The organism is Bacillus sp. THAF10 (assembly GCF_009363695.1).
Taxonomy (GTDB): domain Bacteria; phylum Bacillota; class Bacilli; order Bacillales; family Bacillaceae_I; genus Sutcliffiella_A.
On record NZ_CP045403.1, the window covers coordinates 1,335,475 to 1,360,862 of the forward strand.

Annotated in this window: 37 protein-coding genes and 1 tRNA gene; 23 read left to right on the forward strand and 15 right to left on the reverse strand. The window is 38.0% G+C overall.

What is annotated here, in order from left to right:
* The 5 genes from FIU87_RS20985 (at nt 1) to FIU87_RS07025 (ending at nt 1,950) form a co-directional block, all read left to right on the forward strand.
* Entirely contained in the window at nt 1-192 is a 192-nt protein-coding gene (locus tag FIU87_RS20985) for a hypothetical protein (protein WP_172970983.1), read from the forward strand.
* A gap of 23 nt (nt 193-215) precedes the next feature.
* Nucleotides 216-1,076, forward strand: coding sequence for a DUF421 domain-containing protein (locus tag FIU87_RS07015; RefSeq protein WP_152443920.1), 861 nt, complete (start codon nt 216-218; stop codon nt 1,074-1,076).
* Nucleotides 1,077-1,127: 51 nt separating this feature from the next.
* Nucleotides 1,128-1,292 carry a hypothetical protein gene (locus tag FIU87_RS20990; RefSeq protein WP_172970984.1) on the forward strand — a complete coding sequence of 55 codons (165 nt, stop codon included), beginning with the start codon at nt 1,128-1,130 and terminating at the stop codon, nt 1,290-1,292.
* A 141-nt stretch (nt 1,293-1,433) separates the two neighbouring features.
* Complete coding sequence (locus FIU87_RS07020) at nt 1,434-1,574, forward strand: YjcZ family sporulation protein (RefSeq protein WP_152443921.1); 141 nt, start codon at nt 1,434-1,436, stop codon at nt 1,572-1,574.
* Nucleotides 1,575-1,689: 115 nt separating this feature from the next.
* Nucleotides 1,690-1,950, forward strand: coding sequence for a sporulation-specific transcription regulator SpoVIF (locus FIU87_RS07025; RefSeq protein ID WP_152443922.1), 261 nt, complete (start codon nt 1,690-1,692; stop codon nt 1,948-1,950).
* A gap of 40 nt (nt 1,951-1,990) precedes the next feature.
* On the opposite strand, the gene FIU87_RS07030 is transcribed toward FIU87_RS07025, so the two are convergent.
* From FIU87_RS07030 to FIU87_RS07040, 3 genes are all read right to left on the reverse strand, one after another.
* On the reverse strand, nt 1,991-2,452 hold the full coding sequence (locus FIU87_RS07030) for a hypothetical protein (RefSeq protein WP_152443923.1): 462 nt from the start codon (nt 2,450-2,452) through the stop codon (nt 1,991-1,993).
* Nucleotides 2,453-2,478: 26 nt separating this feature from the next.
* Nucleotides 2,479-2,694 carry a sporulation histidine kinase inhibitor Sda gene (gene sda, locus FIU87_RS07035; protein ID WP_253905531.1) on the reverse strand — a complete coding sequence of 72 codons (216 nt, stop codon included), beginning with the start codon at nt 2,692-2,694 and terminating at the stop codon, nt 2,479-2,481.
* 160 nt (nt 2,695-2,854) lie between these two features.
* Nucleotides 2,855-4,846 carry an ATP-dependent helicase gene (locus FIU87_RS07040; RefSeq protein ID WP_253905532.1) on the reverse strand — a complete coding sequence of 664 codons (1,992 nt, stop codon included), beginning with the start codon at nt 4,844-4,846 and terminating at the stop codon, nt 2,855-2,857.
* A gap of 134 nt (nt 4,847-4,980) precedes the next feature.
* Between FIU87_RS07040 and FIU87_RS07045 the strand changes: the two genes are divergently transcribed.
* Both FIU87_RS07045 and FIU87_RS07050 read left to right on the forward strand, forming a co-directional pair.
* A complete protein-coding gene (locus FIU87_RS07045; protein WP_152443925.1) occupies nt 4,981-5,244 on the forward strand; it encodes a hypothetical protein in 264 nt (87 codons plus the stop codon).
* A 44-nt stretch (nt 5,245-5,288) separates the two neighbouring features.
* Nucleotides 5,289-6,200, forward strand: a complete 912-nt coding sequence (locus FIU87_RS07050) for an MBL fold metallo-hydrolase (RefSeq protein WP_152443926.1) — start codon at nt 5,289-5,291, stop codon at nt 6,198-6,200.
* Here the strand turns inward: FIU87_RS07050 and FIU87_RS07055 are convergent.
* The 4 genes from FIU87_RS07055 to FIU87_RS07070 all read right to left on the reverse strand — a co-directional run bounded on the left by FIU87_RS07055 (nt 6,170) and on the right by FIU87_RS07070 (nt 8,769).
* On the reverse strand, nt 6,170-6,874 hold the full coding sequence (locus FIU87_RS07055; protein WP_152443927.1) for a DUF421 domain-containing protein: 705 nt from the start codon (nt 6,872-6,874) through the stop codon (nt 6,170-6,172). The two genes, FIU87_RS07050 and FIU87_RS07055, sit on opposite strands and share 31 nt — an antisense overlap.
* A gap of 117 nt (nt 6,875-6,991) precedes the next feature.
* A complete protein-coding gene (locus tag FIU87_RS07060) occupies nt 6,992-7,417 on the reverse strand; it encodes a GNAT family N-acetyltransferase (RefSeq protein WP_152443928.1) in 426 nt (141 codons plus the stop codon).
* 3 nt (nt 7,418-7,420) lie between these two features.
* Entirely contained in the window at nt 7,421-7,942 is a 522-nt protein-coding gene (locus FIU87_RS07065; RefSeq protein WP_152443929.1) for a YjcG family protein, read from the reverse strand.
* Between the two features lie 104 nt (nt 7,943-8,046).
* The gene (locus tag FIU87_RS07070) at nt 8,047-8,769 is read right to left on the reverse strand and encodes an alpha/beta hydrolase (protein ID WP_152443930.1); all 723 of its coding nucleotides are present in this window, start codon (nt 8,767-8,769) and stop codon (nt 8,047-8,049) included.
* A 231-nt stretch (nt 8,770-9,000) separates the two neighbouring features.
* Here FIU87_RS07070 and FIU87_RS07075 point away from each other — a divergent pair, with 231 nt between their 5' ends.
* The 4 genes from FIU87_RS07075 to FIU87_RS07090 all read left to right on the forward strand — a co-directional run bounded on the left by FIU87_RS07075 (nt 9,001) and on the right by FIU87_RS07090 (nt 12,315).
* On the forward strand, nt 9,001-9,774 hold the full coding sequence (locus FIU87_RS07075; protein WP_152443931.1) for an ABC transporter ATP-binding protein: 774 nt from the start codon (nt 9,001-9,003) through the stop codon (nt 9,772-9,774).
* On the forward strand, nt 9,771-10,526 hold the full coding sequence (locus FIU87_RS07080) for an ABC transporter permease (RefSeq protein ID WP_152443932.1): 756 nt from the start codon (nt 9,771-9,773) through the stop codon (nt 10,524-10,526). The genes FIU87_RS07075 and FIU87_RS07080 overlap by 4 nt, the downstream gene beginning before the upstream one ends.
* Before the next feature lie 29 nt (nt 10,527-10,555).
* Entirely contained in the window at nt 10,556-11,551 is a 996-nt protein-coding gene (locus FIU87_RS07085) for an aliphatic sulfonate ABC transporter substrate-binding protein (protein ID WP_152443933.1), read from the forward strand.
* Nucleotides 11,552-11,727: 176 nt separating this feature from the next.
* Nucleotides 11,728-12,315, forward strand: coding sequence for an SCO family protein (locus FIU87_RS07090; RefSeq protein ID WP_152443934.1), 588 nt, complete (start codon nt 11,728-11,730; stop codon nt 12,313-12,315).
* A 53-nt stretch (nt 12,316-12,368) separates the two neighbouring features.
* Here the strand turns inward: FIU87_RS07090 and FIU87_RS07095 are convergent, their stop codons facing one another.
* Nucleotides 12,369-12,920 carry an HD domain-containing protein gene (locus FIU87_RS07095; protein ID WP_152443935.1) on the reverse strand — a complete coding sequence of 184 codons (552 nt, stop codon included), beginning with the start codon at nt 12,918-12,920 and terminating at the stop codon, nt 12,369-12,371.
* Between the two features lie 154 nt (nt 12,921-13,074).
* On the opposite strand from FIU87_RS07095, the gene FIU87_RS07100 reads away from it, so the two are divergent.
* A complete protein-coding gene (locus FIU87_RS07100; protein WP_152443936.1) occupies nt 13,075-13,386 on the forward strand; it encodes a hypothetical protein in 312 nt (103 codons plus the stop codon).
* A gap of 77 nt (nt 13,387-13,463) precedes the next feature.
* Nucleotides 13,464-13,535 (forward strand) — tRNA-Val (locus FIU87_RS07105).
* A gap of 90 nt (nt 13,536-13,625) precedes the next feature.
* Here the strand turns inward: FIU87_RS07105 and FIU87_RS07110 are convergent.
* Nucleotides 13,626-13,880 (reverse strand): hypothetical protein, encoded by a 255-nt coding sequence (locus tag FIU87_RS07110; RefSeq protein ID WP_152443937.1) that lies wholly within the window; start codon nt 13,878-13,880, stop codon nt 13,626-13,628.
* Between the two features lie 17 nt (nt 13,881-13,897).
* The gene (locus tag FIU87_RS07115) at nt 13,898-14,146 is read right to left on the reverse strand and encodes a hypothetical protein (protein ID WP_152443938.1); all 249 of its coding nucleotides are present in this window, start codon (nt 14,144-14,146) and stop codon (nt 13,898-13,900) included.
* Nucleotides 14,147-14,299: 153 nt separating this feature from the next.
* Here FIU87_RS07115 and FIU87_RS07120 point away from each other — a divergent pair, with 153 nt between their 5' ends.
* Complete coding sequence (locus FIU87_RS07120; protein WP_152443939.1) at nt 14,300-14,623, forward strand: SCP2 sterol-binding domain-containing protein; 324 nt, start codon at nt 14,300-14,302, stop codon at nt 14,621-14,623.
* A gap of 346 nt (nt 14,624-14,969) precedes the next feature.
* Here the strand turns inward: FIU87_RS07120 and FIU87_RS07125 are convergent, their stop codons facing one another.
* From FIU87_RS07125 to FIU87_RS07140, 4 genes are all read right to left on the reverse strand, one after another.
* Nucleotides 14,970-15,290 (reverse strand): CHY zinc finger protein, encoded by a 321-nt coding sequence (locus FIU87_RS07125; protein ID WP_152443940.1) that lies wholly within the window; start codon nt 15,288-15,290, stop codon nt 14,970-14,972.
* Between the two features lie 13 nt (nt 15,291-15,303).
* Nucleotides 15,304-15,828, reverse strand: a complete 525-nt coding sequence (locus FIU87_RS07130; protein ID WP_152443941.1) for a hypothetical protein — start codon at nt 15,826-15,828, stop codon at nt 15,304-15,306.
* Nucleotides 15,829-16,335: 507 nt separating this feature from the next.
* Complete coding sequence (locus FIU87_RS07135) at nt 16,336-16,704, reverse strand: hypothetical protein (protein WP_172970985.1); 369 nt, start codon at nt 16,702-16,704, stop codon at nt 16,336-16,338.
* The gene (locus tag FIU87_RS07140) at nt 16,704-17,381 is read right to left on the reverse strand and encodes a cobalamin B12-binding domain-containing protein (RefSeq protein WP_152443943.1); all 678 of its coding nucleotides are present in this window, start codon (nt 17,379-17,381) and stop codon (nt 16,704-16,706) included. The genes FIU87_RS07135 and FIU87_RS07140 overlap by 1 nt, the downstream gene beginning before the upstream one ends.
* Before the next feature lie 209 nt (nt 17,382-17,590).
* Between FIU87_RS07140 and FIU87_RS07145 the strand changes: the two genes are divergently transcribed.
* A complete protein-coding gene (locus FIU87_RS07145; protein ID WP_152443944.1) occupies nt 17,591-18,646 on the forward strand; it encodes a M42 family metallopeptidase in 1,056 nt (351 codons plus the stop codon).
* A gap of 47 nt (nt 18,647-18,693) precedes the next feature.
* On the opposite strand, the gene FIU87_RS07150 is transcribed toward FIU87_RS07145, so the two are convergent.
* The gene (locus FIU87_RS07150; RefSeq protein ID WP_152443945.1) at nt 18,694-19,050 is read right to left on the reverse strand and encodes a DUF192 domain-containing protein; all 357 of its coding nucleotides are present in this window, start codon (nt 19,048-19,050) and stop codon (nt 18,694-18,696) included.
* A 226-nt stretch (nt 19,051-19,276) separates the two neighbouring features.
* On the opposite strand from FIU87_RS07150, the gene FIU87_RS07155 reads away from it, so the two are divergent.
* The 8 genes from FIU87_RS07155 to FIU87_RS07190 all read left to right on the forward strand — a co-directional run bounded on the left by FIU87_RS07155 (nt 19,277) and on the right by FIU87_RS07190 (nt 25,387).
* Complete coding sequence (locus FIU87_RS07155) at nt 19,277-19,453, forward strand: Flp family type IVb pilin (RefSeq protein ID WP_152443946.1); 177 nt, start codon at nt 19,277-19,279, stop codon at nt 19,451-19,453.
* 61 nt (nt 19,454-19,514) lie between these two features.
* Nucleotides 19,515-20,015, forward strand: coding sequence for an A24 family peptidase (locus tag FIU87_RS07160; RefSeq protein ID WP_152443947.1), 501 nt, complete (start codon nt 19,515-19,517; stop codon nt 20,013-20,015).
* Nucleotides 20,012-20,383, forward strand: coding sequence for a TadE/TadG family type IV pilus assembly protein (locus FIU87_RS07165; RefSeq protein ID WP_152443948.1), 372 nt, complete (start codon nt 20,012-20,014; stop codon nt 20,381-20,383). Before FIU87_RS07160 ends, FIU87_RS07165 begins: the two co-directional genes overlap by 4 nt.
* A gap of 1 nt (nt 20,384) precedes the next feature.
* Nucleotides 20,385-21,314 (forward strand): TadE/TadG family type IV pilus assembly protein, encoded by a 930-nt coding sequence (locus FIU87_RS07170; protein WP_152443949.1) that lies wholly within the window; start codon nt 20,385-20,387, stop codon nt 21,312-21,314.
* A gap of 17 nt (nt 21,315-21,331) precedes the next feature.
* On the forward strand, nt 21,332-21,886 hold the full coding sequence (cpaB, locus tag FIU87_RS07175) for a Flp pilus assembly protein CpaB (RefSeq protein ID WP_152443950.1): 555 nt from the start codon (nt 21,332-21,334) through the stop codon (nt 21,884-21,886).
* A 1-nt stretch (nt 21,887) separates the two neighbouring features.
* Entirely contained in the window at nt 21,888-23,066 is a 1,179-nt protein-coding gene (locus FIU87_RS07180; protein ID WP_172970986.1) for a CpaE/TadZ family protein, read from the forward strand.
* Complete coding sequence (locus tag FIU87_RS07185; RefSeq protein ID WP_152443952.1) at nt 23,066-24,418, forward strand: TadA family conjugal transfer-associated ATPase; 1,353 nt, start codon at nt 23,066-23,068, stop codon at nt 24,416-24,418. Before FIU87_RS07180 ends, FIU87_RS07185 begins: the two co-directional genes overlap by 1 nt.
* A gap of 3 nt (nt 24,419-24,421) precedes the next feature.
* Nucleotides 24,422-25,387, forward strand: a complete 966-nt coding sequence (locus FIU87_RS07190; protein ID WP_152443953.1) for a type II secretion system F family protein — start codon at nt 24,422-24,424, stop codon at nt 25,385-25,387.
* Nucleotide 25,388: the final 1 nt, after the last annotated feature.

A 25,388-nucleotide genomic window follows, 5' to 3' on the forward strand; every position in this document is an offset into this window, starting at 1 on the left:
ATGGATGAAAGAACGTTGTTAGCCCATAACAAGGCAAGTCTGAAAATGATTCGTAACAATTTGCAAGTGTATGCAGCAGAAGCAGATGGGAATGCTGTAAAAAACACTTATCATGAATCTATGATGAAAATCGATACTATTTTGAGTAATATTGATCAACGATTACAGGATTTAGAGAGCAAATCCAGTTAAGGGTTGGTAGGGAGGCGGTTTGATTGCCCCAGTGGATAGAGATTGTCATTCGATCTTTTTCTATTATTATTGGTTTATTTATCATAACAAAGCTTCTAGGGAAAAAGCAGCTTTCAAAGCTGTCTTTTTTTGAGTACATTGTGGGAATAACAGTAGGTGACATTGCTGGAACGCTGTCAATGGATGCAGATCTAAATATAAAAAATGGCGTAACAAGTGTGTTGATATGGTCCTTGTTTCCATTAATAACATCCAGAATATCATTAAAAAACAAAAAGTTCCGCGACTTTTTGGAGGGCAGCGCGACTGTCTTTGTACGAGATGGAAAAATATTAGAAGGAAATCTGCGAAAAGAAAAATATACGATTGATGAATTTTTAGAGCAACTCCGAAAAAAAGACATCTTTGAGGTCGATGACATTGAATTTGCTACTTTAGAGTCTAACGGTGATTTGAGCGTATTATTAAAGAAATTTAAACAGCCTATTACTTATGGCGATCTTCATCCTAACGCTGCGGTGGAGGAAAAGGAACCAAAAACAATTATTATGGACGGCGATATCCTTGAGCATCCCCTTACTCAATTAGGTTTAAATCCTGAGTGGGTAGAGATGGAATTAAACAAGCGTAAGCTTCATTTAAAGGATGTATTTTTAGCTCAGATTGACACCTTTGGGAACATGAAAATTGATTTGTACAACGATCAGTTGGAATCACCTAAAAACAAAGACAGACTATTAACAATGGTGACACTTGAAAAATGTGTGAGCGACTTTGAGTTTTTAGCTGTTACGGCCGTTTCTGATGAAGCCCGAGTGTTTTACAAAAATACCGCCTTTAGCTTAGAAGAAACCGAAACTATCCTACGCCCAATATTGAAATGAGAAGCCACCTCTTTGGTATTTCTACATAGAATATCAAAGAGGTGAAAACATATGAGTGAATTTGACTTTGGGGAAGAGCATCTACGTTTCCTTTTTGATCGTTGGGGGATAGAAGAAGGGTTAGGAAAGGCAAATAATTTGAATCAAGATTTTATCTCGTTCGAAGAAAAACTGAACAAACATATTTCCGATCTTGAAAAATGGTTGGAAGGCTAAACAGGGTGAAATCACTCTGTTTTTTTGTACGTTTGTGTGTTCATTTAAAAAAATAAAAAGGCATTATTCTGTATGCGCCCATACCGTTTTGTAACATCTATCATATAGTAATAGGGAAACTTCACAAGGAGGTGCGAGGTTATGGGTTATTATGGAGGCTATCCTTATGGTGTAGGTGGTGCGTACGGTTACGGGTGCGGCGGCAACTACGGTGGTACATTCGTTTTAATCGTTGTACTATTTATCCTTTTAATTATCGTAGGTGCATCTAAATTTTATTAATGATGATTGAAAAGTAGGAAGGTATGGGAAGGGCACCTATGCTTTCCTTTTTTATGTAGTCACCAACCCTTTAGCATTTTCATACAATGAGATATATCCGAGAGGAGGATGTTGTGTGGAAAATAATCTTTTTAAGGGCATAGAAAAGAAAACAGGGGTAAACATGAAGGATGTCTTTGAACTAGCGAACTCCATGCAGAACGCAAATTTCAAAGATGAAAAAACGATCAGAAATCTTGTTTCTCGTGTAGCAACAATGGCGAACAAAAAAGTACCTAAAGAACTAGAAGATAAAATCGTTCATACTTTGATTAATGGAAACAAACCTATTGATATGGGGACCATTACTAAAATGCTAAATGAGAAGAAAAAATAAGAAAACATCTGCCAACCTAAATGGGAAGGCAGATGTTTTTTTAAATGGTAGCCAAATCACTAAGCACAAGCTTGCGATCTCCTTCTTTTTCAATGTGAAAGCTTGCTTCTGTAGCAAGCTTTAAGAAAGCTTCTTTATTTTTATGGTCTAAAGCAATGCTATATGCACGAGCTAGTGCTTCGTATGCAAATGCCAAGTCAAAATCCTTTATATCGTTCTCTAAGCAGATGTCCATGTTTCTTTTGGCGTGGTAGAGGCTAGGCTCAGCACGTTTTAATACGGCATATACTCTTGATATCTGCCATTCTCCTCTGGAAAAGTTGACAGGTTCTCCAATTTCTCCCCAGTGAAACCTGGAAGCATGTGCTTTATGTATCATCTGAAAATCTTCTTCTGGCGTACGGTCTTCTTTTTCCATCAAATCCCACACTTGATTGAATAAGGTAACAGCAGTTTTTCTATGGAAATCGTATTTTAGATTTTCTTGCACCTCTTGCGTCATGTTATTCTCCCCTTGCACTAAATTTTCTATCTATTTAAAATTGTATCATTTTTTTGCAGGGAAGGGATGAATTTTTCCAATTTCTGAGTAGACAAAATCCTTCTATTTTTCATTTCCGTTTCTAACAAGTCAATAAAATGTTTTTCTAATTTTTCTTGAATGGCATGTTCATATGCGAAGATTAATAAATCATCCGAAAGATTGCTAATCGAGCATGAGCAAACAGTACTCGTTGGCTTCACTAATTCTACCCCTTTCGTCTTGCCTTTATATGGGGTACATACCCAGTTACAAGGGTGTTAAACGCAGTTTTAGGAAGAAAAAAATAATAAAATTTCCGCTAGTTCTCTTGACAAAAATAAACGGCAAATCCTACGAAAAAAGAAGGATTTGCCTGGTGGATTAGAGAATTTCTTTAATAAACCTACTCATATTTGCTTTTTTCCCTCGCCTCGTTTCAGGGATGGAAATGGATAAGCTCTCTTGTGCTCTTGTCATGGCAACGTAGAGGAGTCTACGTTCTTCCTCTAAAGCTTGTTTTTCCCCATTTCTATAAGCTTCTAATGCAAAATCGTGTGGGAGAGATCCGTCCACCGTTCCGAGTAGGTAGACGTGTTTATATTCTAAGCCTTTCGATCTGTGAATGGTGGATAACTGAATTGCTCTTGAATATTGTTTACTAAGCTTTTTCATTTCGTCCGTTTTAGCAATCATATCGTCTACATGGTCTAAAAAGCTCTGGACACTTTTAAAACTTCTAGCGACAACTTTTAGGTCGCGTACATCATCAGATCCCTTCTCTAGTGTATTCCCTTCATTGCCACGTTTTTTTATGTAATCATCAAAGCCCATATCTTTTTCAATCATCTCAAGCGCAACGGAAGGGGAAACAGCCTGCAAACTGTTGAATAAAGGAAGAATTCGCTTTAGTTTTTTTGCCTGAAAGGGTTGAATGTTTGTCAGTTTATCCAAGGAATCTACCAAGCTGCAATCTTCTAAAATACTGATTGCCTTTGCATCCTGAAGATGGGATTGCTTTAAGAAAAGGGCAGGCAAGATATCTGCTAAGGCAGAGACATTGTCCTTATCAAGGCCTAATCGTAAAAATCCAAGAATGCTTTTCACTACTCTTCTTTTATAAAAGCTCTCAAAGTCTTGATCGATCCTAAAGGGAAGGCCAGATTGGGACAGGCGTTCAAAAATGGCTCTTGCTGCAGTGTGAGTTCTATATAAGATCGCGAATTCGTCAGGAAATTGCTCACCTGAACTTAAGAAATTTTTTAAATTTTGGACAATGAGGGTTGCTTCTTCTTCTTCATCACGAGGAAACAAAAGGAATGGTAAATGCTTGTTATCCCGTTGAGCCACCATTTTCTTAAGGCGGCGACTTTCGTTCTTCACAATTACTTCGTTGGCAGCTGCAACCACTCCATGTGTAGACCGATAATTTGCTGAAAGGGTGACAACCTTTGTTGTAGGATAGTCATGATGAAAATTAAGGATATAGTCAGGGCTGCTTCCTCTAAACGCATATATCGATTGATCATCATCTCCAACCACACAAAGATTGCCGCTTTTGGCTAGCAGCTTCATGGTTTCATACTGTACTTTATTTATGTCCTGAAATTCATCAATTAAAAAGTACTGAAAACGAGCCTGATATTTTTCTAAGAGAGCAGGATTTTCTACTAAAAGCGTATAACAGCCAAGCAACATATCGTCAAAATCAAAAACATTTTTTGTGTTTTTCCATTCTTCATACTCTTGGTAAAGCGATGTAAATTTCTGCTCTAACTCTGTAACAGCTGAAGTCTTGTTAGGGAGCACCATATTATTTTTCCAATAACCGATTTGCTGAATGGCTTGGTCATATGGAAAGTCCTTCTCATCTAAGCCCATCTTCCTTCCAGCGGTTTTTAAAAACTGTTCCTTTTGCCAATCCCATTTTATTAGATTTTCTCCATTCCAACGCTGTGGCTGATGATGCGTCAAAATTCTATAAAAAATGCTATGGAACGTTCCGGATAAAAGAGGAGAATTAGTATGTTTGCCAGGATCATCATAAAGAGAGAGTCTGTCTTTCATTTCTTTTGCTGCCTTTGAGGTGAAGGTAATGAGCATGATGGATTTTGGATCAATACGGTATTCTTGTATCATGTATGCGACTCGAGACGTCAACACCCTTGTTTTTCCGCTTCCCGCTCCTGCTAACACTAAAAGGGGACCTTCAACTGTAGAAACAGCTTGCTTTTGAGCTTCATCTAAAAAGATGTTTTTTTCTTGTAATCTATGGAAAAACCCACTTAAACTGGTAGATCTCTTCGTAAGTTCTTTAGTAAAGATTGGCAGCTTATCGAGTAACATCGTTTTGTTATTTGAATAGGTTGACTTCATATGTACAGACTCCTTTTTCCGGTCAATCTTATACATCGTATCACATAATATATAGAGAAAACATGTGTAAGTGAAAGTTTGTTCTTCGCTATTTTGGGGAAAATGTTAGGTAGATTCAGAAAGGGGAGAATAGGATGGGCTATTTGCTACCAGTCCAAATGGATGCTTATACGCAATATGCAAACCGAACTGTTTCTGAGAAGGAAGGGATTAAGCTTGACCCTGTCATCCGTCCTCATTTTTACAAGTTGGATTCACAGTTAACCTGGCAGGAAGTGCATCAAAATTTAAAGCAACCAAGTTTTATAAAGAAAAAAGACGCTTCAGATGATAAAAAATACGATAAATTATTAGCGCAGCTCACAGGAAAAGGTCAGCTTTTTCAAGAATATGTGTAAATTATTCAAAATATGGCTTTCTCTCAAGATAAAGGGGTATACAAATGGAGTTACTTAAGATTACTGAAAATGTATATTACTTTCATGCAGCAGTGAATATCGGGTATATTAGATTTTCTAACGATGCAGGAATGTTAATTGATGCAGGCCTTGAAGACCAGGCCATGAAGATTGTAGTAAGAAAGCTTGAAGAGATGAACTTGCCTCTCTCGCATCTTTTTATAACCCATGCCCATGCAGACCATTATGGTGGGGCAGCGTATCTACAACGTGAGCGCGATATCTACACGTTTGCTCCTCATTTTGAATCCGCAATTCTACAAAACCCGATGCTAGAGCCTCTTTATTTGTTTCATGGTGCCCACCCTTTGGAAGAATGGCGAAGTAAGTTTCTAGAAGGAAAACCCATGAGAGTGGATAGGGTCGTATCAGAAGAGAAAACCTTTGAGATAAACGGAGGGGGGAGCTTTCAAACCATTTCGCTTCCTGGTCACAGTTATTTTCAATACGGTGTCGTGGTAGAAAATATTCTTTTTGCAGCAGATGCTTACTTCGGTGCAGATATTCTACATAAGCATAAAATCCCCTTTATTGTGGATGCAAACCAAACGTTTTCTTCGTTAAGGAAAATAAAAAACCTTTCATGTAAAGGGGCAGTCCCTGGACATGGAAGGTATGAAGAAGCCTTTATACATACAATCGAAGAAAACATAGCAGTGCATCAACAAGTTGAAGAAATGCTTGTAGGTTTCATTCAAGAGCAAAAACAAGGTATCACTATTGAAACACTGGTTACTATGGGATGTACAGAGCTAGGTATTACTATTAAAAACGCGCCGTCCTTTATGCTATTTCGCACCGCTATAACGGCTTATTTGACAAAATTAATGCAGGAAAACGTCATTGAATTTCATCTGTACCAAAATCAGTTATTAGTCCGATCCTCTTGTGAATAAGGAATGACAAAGATAGGTTTCCCTTCCTCCCACTCAGCATAAGCAATTTTTGATGGGGTATGGTAGCCTGTCTTTTTTAATTCCTGAAGCAGCCAATGCTCTTTAAGGTTGAATTCATCTAGATTATCAGACAACACTTCTCCGTCAGAAATCACAGGTACTGGAAGTGTTACGTTTCGGGAGGGAATTTGAAAATCTTCATTAACAGGTGCAGCGTACGGATGTTTTTTTAACACACTCACTGTCCCATCTGTTTCAAGTACGGCATATTCCACTTCTTGTAACGAAAAGGCTCCTTTCGAGCGTAGAAGATGTCGGAGCTGATCGATATCGAGCTTGGCTTTTTTAAGCTCTTTTTTATTGATTTCCCCTTTATGTATGACGATGGAAGGTCTACCCTCTAAAAACCCTCTCGTCTTGCGCCACTTTTGTGTGATCGTTTCTAGTAAAAATATCAATAGCCCCCAGAGTCCAAGCGTGAAGAGAATTTTCTCTATTCCAATCTCATTGTCATAAAGTGCGTTTCCAACGAGTTCCCCAAGAACAAGTGCCGAGATAAAATCAAAGGGAGTGATTTGGGTGATTTGTGTCTTCCCTAGCCACTGCGTGATGATAAAAAGAGCAAAGAAACCAACCACTAGTTCTATTGTAATTCGACCAAAGTCCATTAGCATAGCTGTTTCGTCATCCTTTTCTAGTATCCATACACGTAGTATTTCTTAAGATAGCAAGAAGTATGAAAAAATAAAAGGATGTCTCTTTGTAGGTTACCCTGCAAAAAGACATCCTTTTTATATGTTTTTCGTCATTGTTACATGTGGAATGCCAGCATCTAAAAAAATATCCGAAACGGTTTCATAGCCAAGCTTTGTATAAAATGGTTCCGCATGTGTTTGGGCATTTAATTTTAGAACATGGATTTCTTTCATTTTCGCATACTCTTCAATGGTAGCCATGATTTGTCTTCCGGCCCCTTTTTTGGTGCGATAGGATGGAAGTACGCAAATGCGTTCTACCTTTCCAATTCCTTCTAAAATTCGAAAACGGCCCGCTCCCACTGGTTTATCTTCATCATACAAAACAAAATGGGTAGCATCTTTTTCAAATTGGTCTATTTCTTCTTCTATTGGAACATGTTGTTCGTTTACAAAAACGGTTTTACGTACCTCATATGCATGCTGTAACGCTTCTTCTGTGTTTACGACTTGTACGTGCAAGGCTTAAGCATCCTTTCCAAAACGGAATGTTTCATAGACGGTCCACATACCATCTTCTAGTTGATACAATAGGTGAAATCTGTCTGCCATCTCTTCATGCTCTATATTCGTCATTTTTAACGTTCCAAGAACATCAGAGTGCTCATCGTCTGATAGATTTTGACCGATGGTAATATGGGGTACGTAGGCATATTCACGGTTATCTTGGAAATAGCCGGATCCAGAATGAAGTTTTTCATGAAATTGAATTAATTCGTCCGTTGGATCTACTTTTAAATAGATGACATTATTTACAGGAGCAAACGAGCTCACTTTGTAAATGTTTAAAGGGATAGGAGCGGTTTCTTTTGCAATAGCTGCAAGCTCATCCGTCACAGATTTCATATCACTTTCATCAATTTCAAACGAGTTTTTCAGCGTCACATGCGGTGGAATTAGCGCATAATGTGTGTCGTAACGCTTGCGAAATGAATTTGCGAGGTCCTGTAATTTTTTTGTTGGAAAAATAGCGATTCCATATTTCATCCAATATCCCTCCTAATATCTATATTTCCTACTACTTTTATTTTATCTTAAATTTTTTCAAAAGAATAGAAAAGAATCGAGGTAAGTTTATAACTTGCTGCTTACTATAGTATCAAAGGCAAAGCTTTCTTTAAATCTGGCTGCCAATATGTCCATGTATGTGTGCCTTCGAATTCCTCATAATGAACAGAAAAGCTTTTTTCATTCATCAATTCATGTAGCTTTCTGTTTGGATCAATGAAGTTTTTCTTCTCTCCATTTGTAGTTGGTACCTCTGTTTCTTTCGTCCCAATCACATGATAGAGCGAGAGGAAGGAGGGTTGTCCGAATTCTTCGACTTTCTGAAGAACCTTTTCATCCACATACGGTGATTGCATGATGACTTTACCAAAGGTATGCGGATAAGATAGTGCTGTCATTAAAGATACAGTCCCTGCTAGGGAATCACCAATTAATGCACGTCCCATTCCCATTTGATAAGAAGGGTAGTTTTCATCCAAATAAGGCACTAGCTCGTGCGCCAAAAACCGTATATAGGCACCGTTTTTTTCCCCATCAGGATGATACTTGCTCCACCGATCCTTCACATCCTTATAAGGTATGCCAACAATGATGGTATTGGAAATTTCTCCTGCCTCAAGTAGCTTATCCGCTGTGCTGCCAATTCGGCCGAGGGTAAAGTAATCCTTCCCATCCTGTGCAATTAGAATATTGTATTTATAAAGAGGAGAATAATTTGCAGGTGTATACACCATTAAGGTCATCTCTTCCTTTAATTCATTGCTGTATAACGAAAATTCCTCGATACGCCCGATATTTTTCTTCATATTAATAACCTCCCATGATGTCTCTATGTGTAGGTAAGCGCTTTATGACTTATCTTATCATATTTTTCCTGAAGTGTAGAATTTGAGCATCCGTATGAATGTAGTGAAAAGATAAAAAATTTTCTGTCAATATATTGACCTTTGAAACATACGTTATATAATATATTTTATCAAACTAATCCGATTAATTTAATCAGAATTATAGGAAAAGGATAAAGAAGGTGAAAACAGTTGTTTTTACAGATATCAGATATTTCAAAAACTTATACACTTCAAAGTATAGAGAAGACCGTCCTTTCCAGAATAAACGTTGATATTAAAGAAGGAGAATTTGTTTCCATTCTAGGCCCGTCTGGATGTGGGAAATCCACGCTACTCTCCATAGTTGCTGGGCTATTGAAGCCAAGTGAGGGAGAAATCCGATTGAAAAACTCCGTCATTAAAAAGCCTGGAAAAGATCGAGGGATGGTTTTTCAACAAGCAGCCCTGTTTCCATGGATGACAGTGGAAGAGAATGTCTTATTTGCCATACGCGATATAAAAAATAAAGAGAAGAGGCAACAAAGAGCTTTCCAATATTTAAAAATGGTGCAGCTTAGCAGCAATCTAAAGCAGTATCCTCATGAACTTTCAGGTGGAATGCAGCAAAGGGTAGCCATTGCACGTGCACTTGCAATGGATCCTATTGTCCTATTAATGGATGAACCATTTGGAGCGTTGGATGAACAAACACGGATGCGTCTTCAGCATGAGCTAGAAACCATTTGGCTGCAAACAAAGAAAACAGTACTGTTTGTCACTCATAGCATCCATGAATCAATTAAGCTATCTGACAGAATCCTTGTGATGGGAACAAGACCAGGAACGATCATTGCAGATATTCATGTAGATATAGAGCGGCCTAGAGAGCGGACAGCTCAAGAGGTAGCAATTCTAGAGACCAGGATAAGCCGTTTGTTGGAAGAAGAAATAGAGAAGGTAGTACAGGAGGAGTTGAGGTTATGAAGCCAGGTGTAAAACGCCTCATCTTCTTCACTTTGCTGTTTACCATTTGGGAGGTAGGGGTGTTAATTATTGGCTGGTCACAAGTTGTGATGCCAAAGCCAACTGATGTAGCAGTTGCTTTATACAATGGTTTTATGGATAAAACATTACTATATGATCTTGGAGCAAGCTTTAAGAGGCTTGGAGTTGGACTTTCCTTGGCACTTATCATCGGAACTTTGCTAGGAATCTTATTAGCGAAATCAAAAACTGCCGATGAAACCTTAGGTACCTTAGTTCTTGCCCTCCAAAGTGTTCCGAGTATTGTTTGGTTGCCGCTGGCGATCATCTGGTTTGGATTCAACGAAACAGCCATCATTTTTATTGTTACTCTCGGTGGAACGCTTGTCATGACCATTAACATGCGCATGGGAATCAAAAGTGTTCCGCCATTATATACAAAAGCCGCATCCACCATGGGTGCATCAGGAATTGAAATGTTCTGGAAAATTATTTTACCTGCATCGGTTCCTTATGCCGTAACGGGTGCAAGGCTAGCCTGGGCATTTGCCTGGAGAGCCTTGATGGCTGCTGAACTACTTAGTATGGGACCTGGTCTTGGTTATACGTTAAAGTATGCAGCTGATTTTGGACAGATGAGTCTTGTGTTTGGTGTTATTATCATTATTTGTGTCATTGGTTCTGTTGTTGATTTAGTTATTTTCCAGCGTTTTGAGAAAAATGTAATTCGCCGCTGGGGCTTAGATTCATGATGTAGAGCAGAGGAGAGGAAGGTATCGCGATGAGAAAAGGTTGGTTAATGCTAATTGGGGTGTTTTTGCTAGTGGTGGGGATTCTTGCTGGCTGTGGCTCGAACACAGGAGGAACAAATGGAAAAGAAAAAATTGTGATCGGTTATTTCCCAAATATCGATCATGTGCCTGCCATGGTGGCACGGGAAAAGAAAATGTATGAAAAGGCATTAGGAGAAAACTTTGAAGTGGAATACAAAACCTTTCCTGATGGTGGAGCCTTTATGACGGCACTAAAAACTGGAGACATCCATGGAGGTCTAGTAGGACCGGGTCCTGCTATGAACAACTTTGTTAGTGGAGCGGATGTGAAGGTGATAGCAGGTGCTTCCTCTGGTGGAACGGTCATTATTGCAAGTAAGGAAAGTGGAATTACTTCCATTGAAGAACTTGATGGTGCTACTTTTATCACACCAGGAATTGGCTGTACACATGATGTACAAATGGAAACCTTCTTAAAGGATTTCGGATTAACGTCTGCCCGTATTGGAGGGACAATGAAGCATGTTACCGGAAACCCAGCTCAGTATGGGGGGATGTTTGAGTCAGGCAAGGTGGATGCTGCTGCTGTACCAGAACCATGGGCTTCCCTTTTATCTATTGAGCATGGTGCGACCATTTTAGTAGATAGTGATGAAATTTCATTTGGTACGACACTTCCGAATACGATTTTTGTAACTAGTGGAAAATTAATAGAAAGTAATACCGAACTGGTACAAAAACTAGTTACCGCACATCAGCAGTCTGTTGATTTTATTTCTGAAAATCCTGAGGAAGCAAAGGAGATTGCCATCAGTTCTATAAAAGATTTGACTAACCAAGAACTGTCAAAGGAGGTAGTAGACTCCGCGTGGGAACGCATCCGCTTTACCCATGAAGTAGATGCAGAAGTAGTTCAGGAATTTGCGAATTCGTCTTTTGATCTGAAGTTTTTAAAAGAGAAGCCGGATTTTACAGAATTTATTGATACGAGGTTTGTTGACTAGCATTTTCATAGAGTGTCAGGCTATAATAGTCTCGACACTTTTTTTGTTGTTTAGGAAACCACAAAAAATTTTTCTGTGGATATCTGGAACAAAAGTAGCCGCTACAACTAGACAAAGTTTGTACGTCACAAAACGGGCGCATTGCGCTTTTGTTCTAAGTACGGAGGATTGATGAAATGAAAAAGCATTGGATACTATTGTTTGTTCTTCTTGCGATGTTTATCCTAGCAGGGTGTACAGATAAGGAAATTAATTTAGATGATGAGTTCTCCATGAAGCTAGAGGTTGACGAATTAGAAGGAGTCACGCAAGATGAAGAGCCTTTCCGCACAAAGGAGCAACAAGGGGAATTTTGGATTGCCAACTTTATTTTCACTAATTGTGATACAGTTTGTCCTCCGATGACTGCGAATATGGCAAAGATGCAAAGAGAAATGAAAGAAGCAGGAGTAGAAGTTCCGATTGTTTCGTTTAGCATTGATCCAGAGGAGGATACACCCTCTGTACTAAAGGAATATGCGAAGGTTTATAAACCGGACTTTTCTGGATGGACCTTTGTAACTGGGTATGATCAAAAAACAATTGAACGCTTTGCGAATGTATCCTTTTTGGTTCCAGCAGCGAAAGAAGAAGGCTCTGATCAATATATGCATAGCACAAGTTTTTATTTAATTGATAAAGAAGGATTTGTAAGAGAGTCCTATAGTGGTCTTGATGTACCTTACGAGGAAGTAATAGAGGATTTAGAAAAAGTAGTAGAGTAAGGGCTTTCAGTATCTAGCAAGGAAAGAGGTGGCAGCCAATGCTACCTCTTTTTTTATATGGTGTTTTCTTGAGTAGGTGTAGGAAGCTGTTGCCTTGGAAGGTAATGCTCAACAAGTTGATCTAATTGTTGAATTTTTTCAAGCGCCGTTGCCTGGTCAATCTGCTTGTAATGATGCATGCCACCTTTTTCTTCGTCCATTTCATCAGCAAGCTTTACGACTTTTTGTAACGGACTTCTTTTCACATCCATTTCTGGTAAATAAGAATCGGTGTGAAGGAGAATGGCAACTGCTATTTGTTTAGCGTTTTGTGGATTTTCTCCGAGGCGAATCAAAAGCTTATGGGCACGTTCTGCACCCTTAATTGCGTGAATATCGTTCTCGCGGTAACGGTCGTAATCCCATTTTCCCTGACGATACCATTCATAATGTCCAATATCATGTAATAGAGCAGATTTTGTTGCCAAGTCTACACTTACATTATATTTAAAGGCAAGATGAAACGCATGATTTGCCACTTCAAGAGCGTGAGCAAAGCCTGAGCGTTTTAAATATTTTTGTGTAATAGGGTGTTTGAAAATCTCGGTTAACGTGACGTCTCTCATTTATCTCCCTCCTAAAAAAATGTATTTCTTTACAGAATAACATATATGTACAAGTAACTTCAAGAAAAATAATCTTTAGCGCGCGAACGTATATTCTTGTTGCTTTCATGCCATATTGGCATATAATTGGAATAAAACTAGAGGTGGTGTTTTTATGAAGGCATCAACAACGTTAAAGTGGATCACAGGTGGGTTAGAAGGTTTTTTGGCTATTCCTGTTATTGGTGGATTGGTAGTCATGGGAACAGGATATGCTCCTTTAGGTATTATGTTGATTTTACATATCATTACCCTTCTACTTTCGATAAAGGAAGGACAAAAGTATCACGGCAGTATTTGGGGAATAGTAACCTCCTTTTTGGCATGGGTGTTTTTACTGGGTTGGGCGCTTCATACGGTAACAGCAATCATCTTACTAATCGATGCTTTTTCTTCAGGGGGAAAAGAGAAAGAATATCAAAATTAACTGATTGTATCTAGTTAAGAAAAAATGCTTTACAATCAAGCTCCTGCTAACTATAATAAGTTATACGACTTATTTGCGATCTGATAGTTCAGTGGGAGAACACTACCTTGACAGGGTAGGGGTCGGGGGTTCGAATCCCTCTCAGATCATTGGGTGCCAAACCCTATGAAACCCTTTCGGAACAAAGGGTTTTCCAAAAAAGACCACTTCCTTGGAAGTGGTCTTTTTCTTCGTGTTTGTTATGAAAGTGGAATAATTCCAGCTATTTTGTTGCAATCCCCATAAGCGATTAGAGTCGAACCTTCCTCGTCGAATGAAAAAGTAACACAACATGTCATTGGATCATATTTAATAAATGTTAGAATGATAGGTGCCGGTGTGCTTTGTCCTCTTAAAATTGGAGTAAATCGTTGTCCAGGCTTTGCCTCTTTAAAAAAGTCACATAAGCAGCTATTACACTTACTTGGTTGTGATTTAGCCTTACTCTTCTCCATAGTTTCCCTCCAACTGGTTAGTCTAACGGAATAACAACGGCAATTTCCTCACAATTAAGGATAACAAGCTGTACTTCTCTTTCAGCTGTTAGGTAAGAAAAAGTCACGCAACAGTTGTCTTTGAAACAGACAAATGAAAGTTCGGTTGGCCTTTCAGTTTGACCTAAAGATAATGGTTCATTACTTCCGTCTAATATCAATAAGAATGATATTCCTTTTTTTGCATCTTTAAAATAATGACAAGCACAGCTTTTACAAGTTTCCATACCTTCCCTCATTTCCTTAAGCGTTATACTACATGTATGATACGGTACTTGATATGAGAACAAATTATTAGAAAAGTTTTTCATTTGGAAAAAAGGGATTTGAAAAACTATAACGAAATAAGAATATTAACTATTTCTAAAAGGGGATAAAAAATGAGTGTACAAGCAGCATTTGAAGAGTTAATTGAGAAAATGAATGGGAATCCTGAAGGTATCCAGAGGTTGAACGCAATCTATCAATTCAATTTAAGTGATGAAAAGATTTATCAAATTCAATTCCAAAATGGCCAGGTTGCGATGCAACTTGGCGAAGTGGCCCAGCCAGATTGCACACTACAATTATCGGACGAAAATATTTTAAAAATGATCGCTGGAAATTTTAACACAACAATGGCTTTTATGACAGGAAAGTTAAAAGTTACGGGAGACATAGGATTGGCATTAAAGCTTCAATCTGCACTTGAAAAGTATCAATAGAGTTAATAGACAGGCGCTCCATGCGTCTGTCTATTTTTTTATTTTGTTATATTCGTACAAGCAAAATCTATCATTTTGCATAAAATTTACTAGAAACAATAGAGGAGGTGAATCTCATGGGTGTCGTTTATGTTGAGTGTAAAAAGAAATGCAAATGCTATTGTTGCTGTCATTGTCATTTCCATTCTTGTTTCAGAGATGAGGAAGACGATTCTTTTGTAGCTCCAAGGGTATTTAGAGAGGAGCGTTCTAGTAACTGTGGCTGTGGTTTTTATGATGATGAAGATGATGACTAAACTTGAAAAAGATGGACAGGTGACTTCGCCTGTCTTTTATACTATTTCAGTTAAACCTCAAAATAAAGATGAGCATGCAGCTGACAGCCTGGATTAAAGGCTTCCTTGCAAAAAGGGCATACTGAATCACATTCCTTGTATTCTTCTATGCTCATTTCTGTCTTACAGCATCCACAGAGAATCGCTTTACGATGAAACTCTTGTTTTGGCCAAACAGTAGTAAGATGATCAGCATGCTCATCATGACATTGATAACACGGATAATATTCCCCACAGCAATAAAATTTAATTGCAATGATATCCTTTTTGGAATGATAATGTGTACAGCGCGTTTCGTGATCGATGGTAGAGCCGAAAACTTTAATGGACATCGTTAAACCTCCGTTAATTGTAGGGCTGCCAGACAATCTCTCCTGATTTTGTCTCTTTGTCCAACTCTACATCAAAATCGTGTTTTTTATAGAAATGAACCAGTCGTTCAAGGTGATCCCAGTCTCTCTTAGCAATATCTCCTGTAATGGTATGAACGTTTTGATCTTTGGCTACTTCTTTTAAATAGTCCATACAAATGGAGCCATAGCCTTTGTTTTCTGGGCCTTTAATATCTCCGATGAAAAGAGTACCGTTATCTTTATATGTTGCTTGGATAGAGAAGTCCCAATGGCCGCGATAGGCTGATTCGCAGTCATTAAGCATTATTTTACAGGTGTGCGGGTCATCGTTCGTATATACTACCACCCAGTTTTCTTCTTTTGTTTGGTCAATGCCAATAACCTGCCATTTTTTTGCGATTTCTTTCATGTTTTCTTTCATCCGAAACATTTGAAATTCTAATTGATCTAACTCCTCTTTCAACTCTTCTTTATCTTTTGTCTCTTCTTTTGCTAAAAGTAAGCTTGTGAAAGACATCTAATCCCCCCTTGTAATACAAACACAGCATTATATTATACACGAATTTTACTAATGCTTCAAATGAAAAAGGAGCCAGGTTATCTAAAAGATAAGCCTGACTCCTTATGTTTAGTGGCGCTAACTTAAGCGCTAATTAGTAACTTGCTTCTTCACAAGTATGCTATTTCAAAAGGTTATTTTGAATATCTGATTAATCATGATTTAATCAATAGTATATAGTGATTAAAAGAATTTAAATTCGTTTGCCGCGGTTAAAATTCCATGGTAGTTTTCTTACTTAAACAACGTAAGCCCTACCTCTCATACGTCCTTACGGCTCCTAGACCGTGCCAGATCGATTAAGCTATCTGAGAAAAACTATATGGAACGCCAGTGCATCCTTGTGAATAATTCGTAAAGCATAAGAATGTCATAACGTTCTTCCTTTCTGTATCAAGTTACTAATAATTTTTGGGTGTTTGCCCAAAACTCTATTATACACTTTAAGTTGCAAATGTCAATATGTTAAATAAGACGGTTATTATTATCAATTACTTCTTCACTAAGAAGCTGTCGCCATTCTTTTAGTTCACTTTGCACTGTATGATAAGATGCATCTTCAGACATACAGACTAAATGAATCATTTTATCCTTTTTCTGGTAGTTGTAAAATACTTTAAACAAAGATGTAGGAGACTCTATTGTTTTTAAATTGACCTCCATTGTACCTATAGACGTTGTTTGAAGAATTTGCTTGAATTTACGTTTGCTCTCAAGGTCCACAAGGTCTAAGAAGTTAATTACCGGGTGAAAGATATGAGTGACTGGCTGGGACACATCCACAATTTTAAAGTCATCAGTAAGCTTTAAATAGGGAACCGGAATTCGGTACATTACATCATCACTCCTCTGTTCCATTCTTTCATTTGGCTCTGATAGCTTAAAAGCCATTGATAAAGGTAATCAAGATCTTTTGCTAACAAAGTGTCTGGTAAACAGCACGACAAAAAGGCTGACTCATCGTGCAAACGGCTGCCAACAATAAACGTGGTGGAAGGACTAATTTCTTTTAATGTATGTAAGGTTTCTTTTAGTTTTGGCAGATAATGTCTTATTGATACTGACAAGCAAACTACATCTGGTTTCCATGTTTGCAGACTGTATTTAGCGTATTCAAGTGGTAAATTATCTCCAAGGTCATACACATCCCACCCGAACTCTTTAAACAGGGAAGAAGCCATCTTTAACCCAAGATTGTGTTCCTCGCCCTCAATACAAAATAGTAATACGCGAGGGAAAGTATCTTTATCCGATGATTGTTTTTTTAAATTTGATTGAGCATACATTGCTAAAAGATATTCACACGTGGCGCTTGCAAGGTGTTCTTCAGCAACATTAATTTTGTTTTCCTGCCATAGCTCTCCAACATGATACATGGCATCACGTATGAGAGAGTCGTAAATAAATGCACTATGATGACCGCAATTTATTGCTTCATTAAGTAAATCCCATCCTTTTTGAATATCTTTTTTTAGTAGATATTCTGATAGTTTTATGGAAGTGTCCAACATGTGAGCCCTCCTTACGAAGCATTAATATTTGAAATCCATTATACTATATACAGGCTGAAATCATATAGAGGTATTCTGAAATGTCCGAATGCAAAGATAATAGCCATGTTTTATGGCGTGAAAATCCCTTGACAAAGTCTATACTTGTGCAGGATTTTCCATTATGCTAAGAGTGATGTCATAAATTTTAACAGGAAGGAAGTGTATGAATGAATTATCAGCCAAATGTGGAGGAAACCATTAAACTTATAAAAGAGCTTGTGACCATACCAAGTCCATCAGGAAATACCGAAAAAGTTATTTCACATGTGGAGGAGTTTCTTCGAGCAAACGATGTGAAGATCGCACGTAACAGAAAAGGTGGATTAATTGCGACCATTGAAGGAGCAAATCACCAAGAGCATCGAATGCTAACAGCACATGTGGATACATTAGGTGCGATGGTGAAAGAGATTAAACCAAATGGCAGATTAAAGCTAACAACTATCGGTGGGTTTAGGTGGAATTCTGTGGAAGGCGAATATTGTGAAATAGAAACAGCGTCCGGAAAAACGTACACAGGGACAATTTTAATGCGCCAAACATCGGTTCATGTCTATAAAAACGCTGGAGATGCTCCCCGAAACGATGAAAACATAGAAGTTCGCATTGATGAAAGAGTCTCGAATGAAAAAGATGTTCGTGAGCTCGGAATCGAAGTAGGCGATTTCGTTTCCTTCGATCCACGTGTGCAAGTGACAGAGAGCGGCTACATAAAATCAAGGCATTTAGACGACAAAGCAAGTGTTGCCATTTTGTTAAAGCTAATAAAGCATATTAAAACCCAGAGAGTGAAGCTTCCATATACCACTCATTTTTTAATATCCAATAATGAAGAAATTGGGTATGGTGGGAATTCCAATATTACTCCTGAAACAGTAGAATATTTGGCTGTTGATATGGGGGCACTTGGAGATGGTCAATCATCTGATGAATATACCGTTTCCATTTGTGTAAAAGATTCTAGTGGACCTTATCATTATGGATTACGTAAGCATTTAGTATCTTTGGCAGAAAAAAACGAAATAGAATATAAACTTGATATCTATCCCTTCTATGGATCAGACGCTTCAGCTGCGATTCGGTCCGGCCACGATATTATTCACGGGTTGATTGGGCCCGGAATTGAATCATCCCATGCCTTCGAGCGAACCCATACAAGCTCTATTGAAAATACGGAAAAGCTGATTTATCATTATTTGCTATCTGATATGCTGAAATATTAAAAGAAATTGCCCACGTCTTGGAAAAAGATTGTGGGCAATTTTTATGTTTATGAAGTTATCTTTTCAATAGAAAGATTAGCCCCATCGGTTTTAAGAGTTACACATTTCCCGACCTCTAGACAAAACTCATCAATACTACCTATCGGAAGTTCCAACACAGAATAACTATTTTTTACAATAGGTGACACCCGCCATGGTTTAAAGTGTCTTATACATAGAACGATACAATTATTTTTATCAAGAAAAACGACATCGATAGGAAAACGCATGAAAAACATATGAATACTATTGCAGGGAGTAATCAGCAACCCCTCATCAAGCAAGTCCTTTTTAAACATTAATCCCATTAGCCTGCTAAATATCGTATCTGCTGATTTAAGTATTATTTTTTTTTCAATAAACATGCTAAACCCTCCATATAAATGGTTCCTTTTTGTTCATTATAAAGAAAAACTCATTCGTTTTAAAAAACAAAATAGTTAGATATTAGAAGAAAACAAGAATAAAAGTTAGAAAATTACAAGAATTTGGCTGAAAACAACAAAATTCAGAAGTTTTCTTTTTAGGTAGTTCGTTATATTATCAAACTAAGTTCTAAATAAAGAACAAAATGACTGGAGGAAATTGTCGATGAAGGATGTAATGATTCGCTTGTTTAAAGAAGAAGATGGGCAAGGTTTATCAGAATATGGATTGCTTGTTGGTTTAATTGCATTAGCAGTAATAAGTGCAGTTGCGACAGTTGGAGACGCACTAAATGATGTATTTAAGGATATTTCAGATCAGCTCTGGGGGAAAAAGAAATAACATTAACAGCTCTGCTTCAACAAAAAGCAGAGCTATTTTTTAATAGTGAAGGAGGCAAAGCATGCTCATCACCATAGTATTATTTTTCGTATTAGGTATTTCTGTTCTGACAGATTTGCAAAACAGAAAAATCTTAAATGCTGTGACAATCCCAGCGATACTATTTGGTTTAGCATACAATACGTATCTTTCAGGCATCGATGGATTACTTTTTAGTGCTATAGGCCTGTTTATAGGTTTTTTTCTTCTGTTTATTCCATTTGCATTTGGAGGAATGGGGGCAGGGGATGTGAAGCTGCTGGCTTCGATAGGTGCGATGATTGGTGGAGAACTAGTATTTCAGTCCTTTCTATATACAGCGATAATCGGAGGAGTGTTTGCCATCATTCTTCTTTTGAAAAATAAGAACATATTGTTCTTTATAAGAAACATAATGTTTCGTTTCTTTTACAAGCAGCCTGCTTTGGAAGGGGAAAAAGTTTTGGCTAAACATTCCATTCCATATGGAGTGCCAATTGCTTTAGGAGTTTTAAGTCTTTATTGTTTTGGAGGACTTATATGAAATCTCAAAAAGGTCAATCGCTAGTAGAATTTGCACTTATTCTTCCTTTAATCTTGTTTCTATTATTTGGGATGTTTGACATGGGGAGGGTTCTTTTTGCAGCAATCGCACTTGAGCATGCCGCTAGAGAGGGTGCTAGAGTGGCCAGTGTTGGAAAATCAAATTCTGAGGTCATCACTTCCATTAATAATGCAACAACAGGTCTGGATTCCAATTCAGTTAGCATTTCTATATCCTCTACTGCAAGAATTCCTGGGGAAAATATTGAAATTGAGATTAGTTACCCAGTCAACATGGTAAATCCCGTTTGGAGATCCTTTCAAGAGACATTTGTTCTCTCTTCTAAGTCTGTCATGAGGGTGGAGTAATATGTGGAGAAAAATGATAAAAAACGACGATGGAAATGCTTTAGTGTTGATGGCATTTATTCTTTCACTATTGGTAGGTTTATGTGGTGTCGTCATTGATGGGGGCAGACTATACCATCAAAAGGGTGAGCTTCAAAAAGCAATCGACGCAGCTGCTCTAGCTGGTGCACAACAGCTTGGGAAAGGGCAAACGGAAATAAAGAACACTGCAATTGAAATGGCAGCTAAAAATGGAATAACAGTAGCAGCCAGTGAGATTACAGTCACATCTTGGTATGTAGCAATATACAAAACAGTTCCGAAAGAGATGACCTTTGCAAAAGTATTTGGATTTTCTTCTGTAGATGTGTTTGCTAAAACGAAAGCATATAAGGACAGTTCAAAAGGACTTGCAAAACATTCTCAAGTTTTGCCGGTGGGAATTCCAGCAACGAAAGCAGTTCCAAATAAGCTACATACTTTGCATTTTACACCAGCTAGTGGAAGTGAAGGACCTCAGCAAGGGAATTTTGGATTTCTTGCAATTGGGGGACGCGGGGCCGATGTGTTAGAGGAGAATATTGTAAACGGGATTGAAGGAGAAGTGAATACCATAGTAACTACAGAGCCAGGCCTAAAATGGGGGAAGGTTCGTAGTGGTTTTCAGACAAGAATAGCAAATGATCAAGGAAAAGCCCATTGTCAGTCCCATTCCACAGCAACAAAAGATTGTTCAAGGGTAGCTATCGTTCCTGTGGTAGAATCTTACGGCGTTGCAAATGGTAGAAGCCAAGTGAAAATTATTGGTTTTGCTGCATATTGGATAGCTGAGGTCGAACCGAATGGAGCAGAGAAAAGTGTAAAGGGTTATTTTGTGAATATGGTGACTTCTGGAGTGTTTCGTCATGAGGTAAAAAATTATGGGATAAGTAGAATAAAACTCTACTATTAAATAGGAGGAAAACATAAATGACATTGAAAAAGGTTTGGTTATTATCCATCACATTTGGGATAGTAAGTACAGTTTGCTTCTCCCTCTTTTATATACCTAGTGGAAAAGAGAAGCATCCCTCACCTTCAGAGGTCGTTCTTGCAGCTGAAGAAACGGAAACAGAAGCACCTCAAGAAGTGTTAACAATCGAAAAAGGAAAAAGAGCGCTATCTATCGCTGTAAGTGATGTCCAAGGAGGATCAGGAAACCTCACATCTGGTTCCATGATTGATATTTTCGCAAATATCATTTCAATGGACAAAAACTCAGAAGAAGAAGAACCAGCTGAGTTTGGAACCTATGTTTTACAAAATATTAAAGTATTAGCAATCGGCCACAATGCAGAGGACCCAGAAACTGCTGCAAGATATCAGATGATTACTGTAGAAGTAACTCCTGAAGAAGGAGCAAAACTTGCTTTTGCATCTCAACATTCTCTCTATGCGTTACTCAGACCTGAAGGAGACGATTCTGTATTAAAGGAAAACGTATTAATTGATGAAAAACAGCTGCTTAAGATTGGAGGCCAGTAACATGTTGAAATGGTATGGTTTTTTAAATGAACATGACGAAAAAATTCAAGAGATGATCCTCTGGCTTTCTGAAGATGAAAATTATAATGGCTTAACAACCATTGATGAACTACTGAATGAAATGAATGCGCCAGACAAACGTATCATTTTTATCGATAAGTCAATCTCCCCAAATTTTTATTCGCTAACCATGCAGTTAAAAAAGCTACATCCAAACAACTTTGTTATTTTGGTAGGAAAGGATCTAAAAGAAGCGGATATCAGACTAGCAATGAGAGCAGGTATGATGGACTGCATCAACCTCCAGGACGATATTGAATTAATCAAAAGTTGTTTGCTTGAATCCAAAAGACATATAAATCACATTCATAAGCAGGATACTTTCGTTCCAAGTTTTACACATAAGGAAGGGAAAATTATTACTGTCTCCAGCACTAAGGGAGGAGTCGGGAAAACGACGTTTGCGGTTAACCTTGCTTATTCCCTTCAGAAAGAGGAGCAATCGGTAGTCATCGTTGACCTTCATTTACAATTTGGTGATGTTAGCATGTTTTGCGATGTAAAGCCCAAAAAAACGATTTATGAGTGGGTGAAAGAAGATTTTGACCGAAAAAATAGAAATGTGCAAGCATATTTAACAAAAACGTATGTAGAAAATGTCTCCATCATTGCCGCTCCATTACGCCCTGAGTTCTCTGAAATTATCACAACGGAACATATAAGAGAGCTGTTCTTAGAATTAAAAAGATGGTATGACATTATCTTAGTGGATACACACTCTCATGTTGATGACCTCTTCCTTGAAACGTTGGAACTCTCGGATGAAATTTATGTCTTAAGCACAGGAAATCTCCCGGCTATTAGAAACACCAAGCTTTTTATTGATACGTTGCATTCTTTACAGTTGAAGGCGACTCCCCTAATTGTCCTGAATGATGTAAAAAAAGATGATCCATTAAAAGAAGAGAATGTGAAAAAAATTCTTGGATTGAATAAGCTTGCTGTTCTTCCTTCTGATGAAAAAATCGTAAAAAAATCCATTGCTTCAGGAGTTCCTTTTGTAGCCGATAGTCCGAAAAGTGCACTGTCAAAAATGTACTTAAAAATAGCTGAAGCATGTATCCAAAAGCATGCGTCATATAAGGCTGAACCTGTGGCAAGTGCTGGGAGGAGTAAATAATGTCTTTACTTAGAAGACTGAATGGAGAAAAAAACGAGATGGTTTTAGAACCAAAGGAGTTTCGCCATTCAAGTAAAAATAATAAATTAGTCTATCCATTACAATTTAAAGAAATAGAGACACTCCTGCACAATTATTTAGTAGAAGAACTAAAACGATTATCAGTGGAGGATGGAGAAGTAGAGGATAAAGTTGCAGAGCTGAGCGATGATTTCTTCCTTAGTAGAGATGATGTATTAAACTATGAGGAAAAACAGGTGATTATCCAAAATGTCATCTATGAATTAACTGGATATGGACCTATAACTCCGCTATTAAAGGATCAAGAAGTAACGGAGGTGATGGTGAATGGACCAGATAAAATTTATATTGAGAAATATGGCAAGATAATAAAAACTCCTTTTTCGTTTCGAGACAATGCACATGTTTTAAAGATTATTGAACGTATCGTAGCGCCAATCGGAAGAAGAATCGATGAAAGCCTTCCTATGGTTGACGCCCGCTTACCTGATGGATCACGGGTTCATGCCATCATTCCCCCCCTTGCCATGAACGGACCCACCTTAACCATTCGGAAATTTCCTGATAATCCATTAACCATAAAAAATCTCTTAAGAAACGAAGCGCTATCGTATGATATGGCAAGTTTCCTCAAGGCATGTGTGGAAGCAAAATTAAATATGATGGTAAGCGGTGGTACTGGATCTGGAAAGACCACGTGTCTTAATGTGTTGTCTTCGTTCATATCTGAAGATGAGCGAATTGTTACCATTGAAGACTCAGCCGAACTTAGGCTTTCTCAAGAGCATGTTGTTACCTTGGAAGCTAGATTAGCTAATGTGGAGGGAAAGGGCGAAGTGACAATAAGAGATCTCGTGAAAAACGCCCTTCGGATGAGACCTGACAGAATCATTGTTGGAGAGGTTCGTAGCGCAGAAGCTCTTGATATGCTTCAAGCGATGAATACCGGCCATGATGGAAGCTTAGGGACGGGTCATGCTAACTCTCCAAGAGATCTTTTATCAAGAATTGAAGTAATGGTGATGATGGCTGGTTTTGATCTTCCTGTCCGAGCGATTAGAGAACAAATTGCTGGTGCTCTGGATTTAATTATCCATCAGGTAAGGTTAAAGGACGGAACTAGGAAGATTACACATATTACGGAAGTATTAGGGGTCATAAACGACACTATTGTGCTGCAAGACTTGTTTACTTTTGAAGAACAAGGGAAGAGTGACACTGGTAAAGTGAATGGGAAGTTTGTTAAAACAGGTATCCGACCGAGCTTCTTTGAAAAGTTTGAAGCCCAAGGAATAAAAATTCAACCTTCATGGTTCACAGAGGAGGGATAGTTAATGGAGACGATTGTAATATTATTTCTTTCCATTGTATTCTTTTTTGTCCTCTTCCTGTTATTGATGATGATCAAAAATAAACAACCAAGAGAAATAGCAAGGCTGTATAAATATTTGTCATTATCGAATTCATCTATACCTTCAGAGATAAATGGAAAGAAAAAAGTAAAAAGAAAGAATAAAGCAATTATCGGTATGAGCAAATCCCTCGAAAGAAACTTTAAGCTTTCAAACTTAAGACAACAGCTTTTGTTCGCTGGATACAGTGTTGGCCCAGGGGAATTTCTTGTGAGAACCATTTTGTTGGCAGCATTGATTAGCTGTGTATTGTTTCTGATTTTTTCTTCCGCTTTAATTGGTGTCCTCTGCTTTATCATTGGATTGATTGTCCCATATATTTTAATGAAGAGAGCAATCATTTCAAGAAATAAACTGGCAAGCCTACAGTTGATTCAGGCATTAGGAATTATGGCAAACTCCCTTCGTGCTGGGTACAGTTTTTTGCAAGTAATTAAATTAATTTCGGAAGAGTCACCAAAGCCACTCGGAAAAGAGTTTGGGAAAGTAATCCAAAATGTTAATCTAGGGTTATCTCTAGAGGAATCATTTGCTCAATTAAAATCAACTTTTAATAATCCCGATCTCGAAATGGTGTTAACTTCTATCTTAATACAACGGGAAAGCGGTGGAGACCTTTCAAAGTTATTAGAGAGCATACAGGAAACAATGATTGGGAGATTGAGGGTAAAAGATGAGGTGAAAACCCTCACAGCACAAGGAAGGCTTTCTATGTATGTTATTATTTGCATTCCTGCTGCAATAGGAGTATATCTCCAACTCGTAAATCCTGATTATTTTCAAATGATGTTCCAACATCCCCTAGGCTGGATGATGCTCTCCATGGCATTTATCGGCGTGTTTCTAGGATGGATTATCATAAACAAAATTGTGAGCATTGAGGTGTAAA

Coding starts and splice junctions, on each gene's coding strand:
- FIU87_RS07140 (WP_152443943.1), bottom strand. CDS start 17,381: ATGTTGGACACTTCCATAAAACTATCAGAATATCTACTAAAAAAAGAT.
- FIU87_RS07100 (WP_152443936.1), top strand. CDS start 13,075: ATGAAGGCATCAACAACGTTAAAGTGGATCACAGGTGGGTTAGAAGGT.
- FIU87_RS07085 (WP_152443933.1), top strand. CDS start 10,556: ATGAGAAAAGGTTGGTTAATGCTAATTGGGGTGTTTTTGCTAGTGGTG.
- FIU87_RS07095 (WP_152443935.1), bottom strand. CDS start 12,920: ATGAGAGACGTCACGTTAACCGAGATTTTCAAACACCCTATTACACAA.
- FIU87_RS07125 (WP_152443940.1), bottom strand. CDS start 15,290: ATGTCCATTAAAGTTTTCGGCTCTACCATCGATCACGAAACGCGCTGT.
- FIU87_RS07120 (WP_152443939.1), top strand. CDS start 14,300: ATGAGTGTACAAGCAGCATTTGAAGAGTTAATTGAGAAAATGAATGGG.
- FIU87_RS07080 (WP_152443932.1), top strand. CDS start 9,771: ATGAAGCCAGGTGTAAAACGCCTCATCTTCTTCACTTTGCTGTTTACC.
- FIU87_RS07145 (WP_152443944.1), top strand. CDS start 17,591: ATGAATTATCAGCCAAATGTGGAGGAAACCATTAAACTTATAAAAGAG.
- FIU87_RS20990 (WP_172970984.1), top strand. CDS start 1,128: ATGAGTGAATTTGACTTTGGGGAAGAGCATCTACGTTTCCTTTTTGAT.
- FIU87_RS07055 (WP_152443927.1), bottom strand. CDS start 6,874: ATGCTAATGGACTTTGGTCGAATTACAATAGAACTAGTGGTTGGTTTC.
- FIU87_RS07135 (WP_172970985.1), bottom strand. CDS start 16,704: ATGTACCGAATTCCGGTTCCCTATTTAAAGCTTACTGATGACTTTAAA.
- FIU87_RS07090 (WP_152443934.1), top strand. CDS start 11,728: ATGAAAAAGCATTGGATACTATTGTTTGTTCTTCTTGCGATGTTTATC.
- FIU87_RS07020 (WP_152443921.1), top strand. CDS start 1,434: ATGGGTTATTATGGAGGCTATCCTTATGGTGTAGGTGGTGCGTACGGT.
- FIU87_RS07045 (WP_152443925.1), top strand. CDS start 4,981: ATGGGCTATTTGCTACCAGTCCAAATGGATGCTTATACGCAATATGCA.
- FIU87_RS07170 (WP_152443949.1), top strand. CDS start 20,385: ATGTGGAGAAAAATGATAAAAAACGACGATGGAAATGCTTTAGTGTTG.
- FIU87_RS07030 (WP_152443923.1), bottom strand. CDS start 2,452: ATGACGCAAGAGGTGCAAGAAAATCTAAAATACGATTTCCATAGAAAA.
- FIU87_RS07155 (WP_152443946.1), top strand. CDS start 19,277: ATGAAGGATGTAATGATTCGCTTGTTTAAAGAAGAAGATGGGCAAGGT.
- FIU87_RS07130 (WP_152443941.1), bottom strand. CDS start 15,828: ATGTCTTTCACAAGCTTACTTTTAGCAAAAGAAGAGACAAAAGATAAA.
- FIU87_RS07115 (WP_152443938.1), bottom strand. CDS start 14,146: ATGGAAACTTGTAAAAGCTGTGCTTGTCATTATTTTAAAGATGCAAAA.
- FIU87_RS07065 (WP_152443929.1), bottom strand. CDS start 7,942: ATGAAATATGGAATCGCTATTTTTCCAACAAAAAAATTACAGGACCTC.
- FIU87_RS20985 (WP_172970983.1), top strand. CDS start 1: ATGGATGAAAGAACGTTGTTAGCCCATAACAAGGCAAGTCTGAAAATG.
- FIU87_RS07050 (WP_152443926.1), top strand. CDS start 5,289: ATGGAGTTACTTAAGATTACTGAAAATGTATATTACTTTCATGCAGCA.
- cpaB (WP_152443950.1), top strand. CDS start 21,332: ATGACATTGAAAAAGGTTTGGTTATTATCCATCACATTTGGGATAGTA.
- FIU87_RS07190 (WP_152443953.1), top strand. CDS start 24,422: ATGGAGACGATTGTAATATTATTTCTTTCCATTGTATTCTTTTTTGTC.
- FIU87_RS07165 (WP_152443948.1), top strand. CDS start 20,012: ATGAAATCTCAAAAAGGTCAATCGCTAGTAGAATTTGCACTTATTCTT.
- FIU87_RS07185 (WP_152443952.1), top strand. CDS start 23,066: ATGTCTTTACTTAGAAGACTGAATGGAGAAAAAAACGAGATGGTTTTA.
- FIU87_RS07040 (WP_253905532.1), bottom strand. CDS start 4,846: ATGAAGTCAACCTATTCAAATAACAAAACGATGTTACTCGATAAGCTG.
- FIU87_RS07070 (WP_152443930.1), bottom strand. CDS start 8,769: ATGAAGAAAAATATCGGGCGTATCGAGGAATTTTCGTTATACAGCAAT.
- FIU87_RS07160 (WP_152443947.1), top strand. CDS start 19,515: ATGCTCATCACCATAGTATTATTTTTCGTATTAGGTATTTCTGTTCTG.
- FIU87_RS07180 (WP_172970986.1), top strand. CDS start 21,888: ATGTTGAAATGGTATGGTTTTTTAAATGAACATGACGAAAAAATTCAA.
- FIU87_RS07150 (WP_152443945.1), bottom strand. CDS start 19,050: ATGTTTATTGAAAAAAAAATAATACTTAAATCAGCAGATACGATATTT.
- FIU87_RS07110 (WP_152443937.1), bottom strand. CDS start 13,880: ATGGAGAAGAGTAAGGCTAAATCACAACCAAGTAAGTGTAATAGCTGC.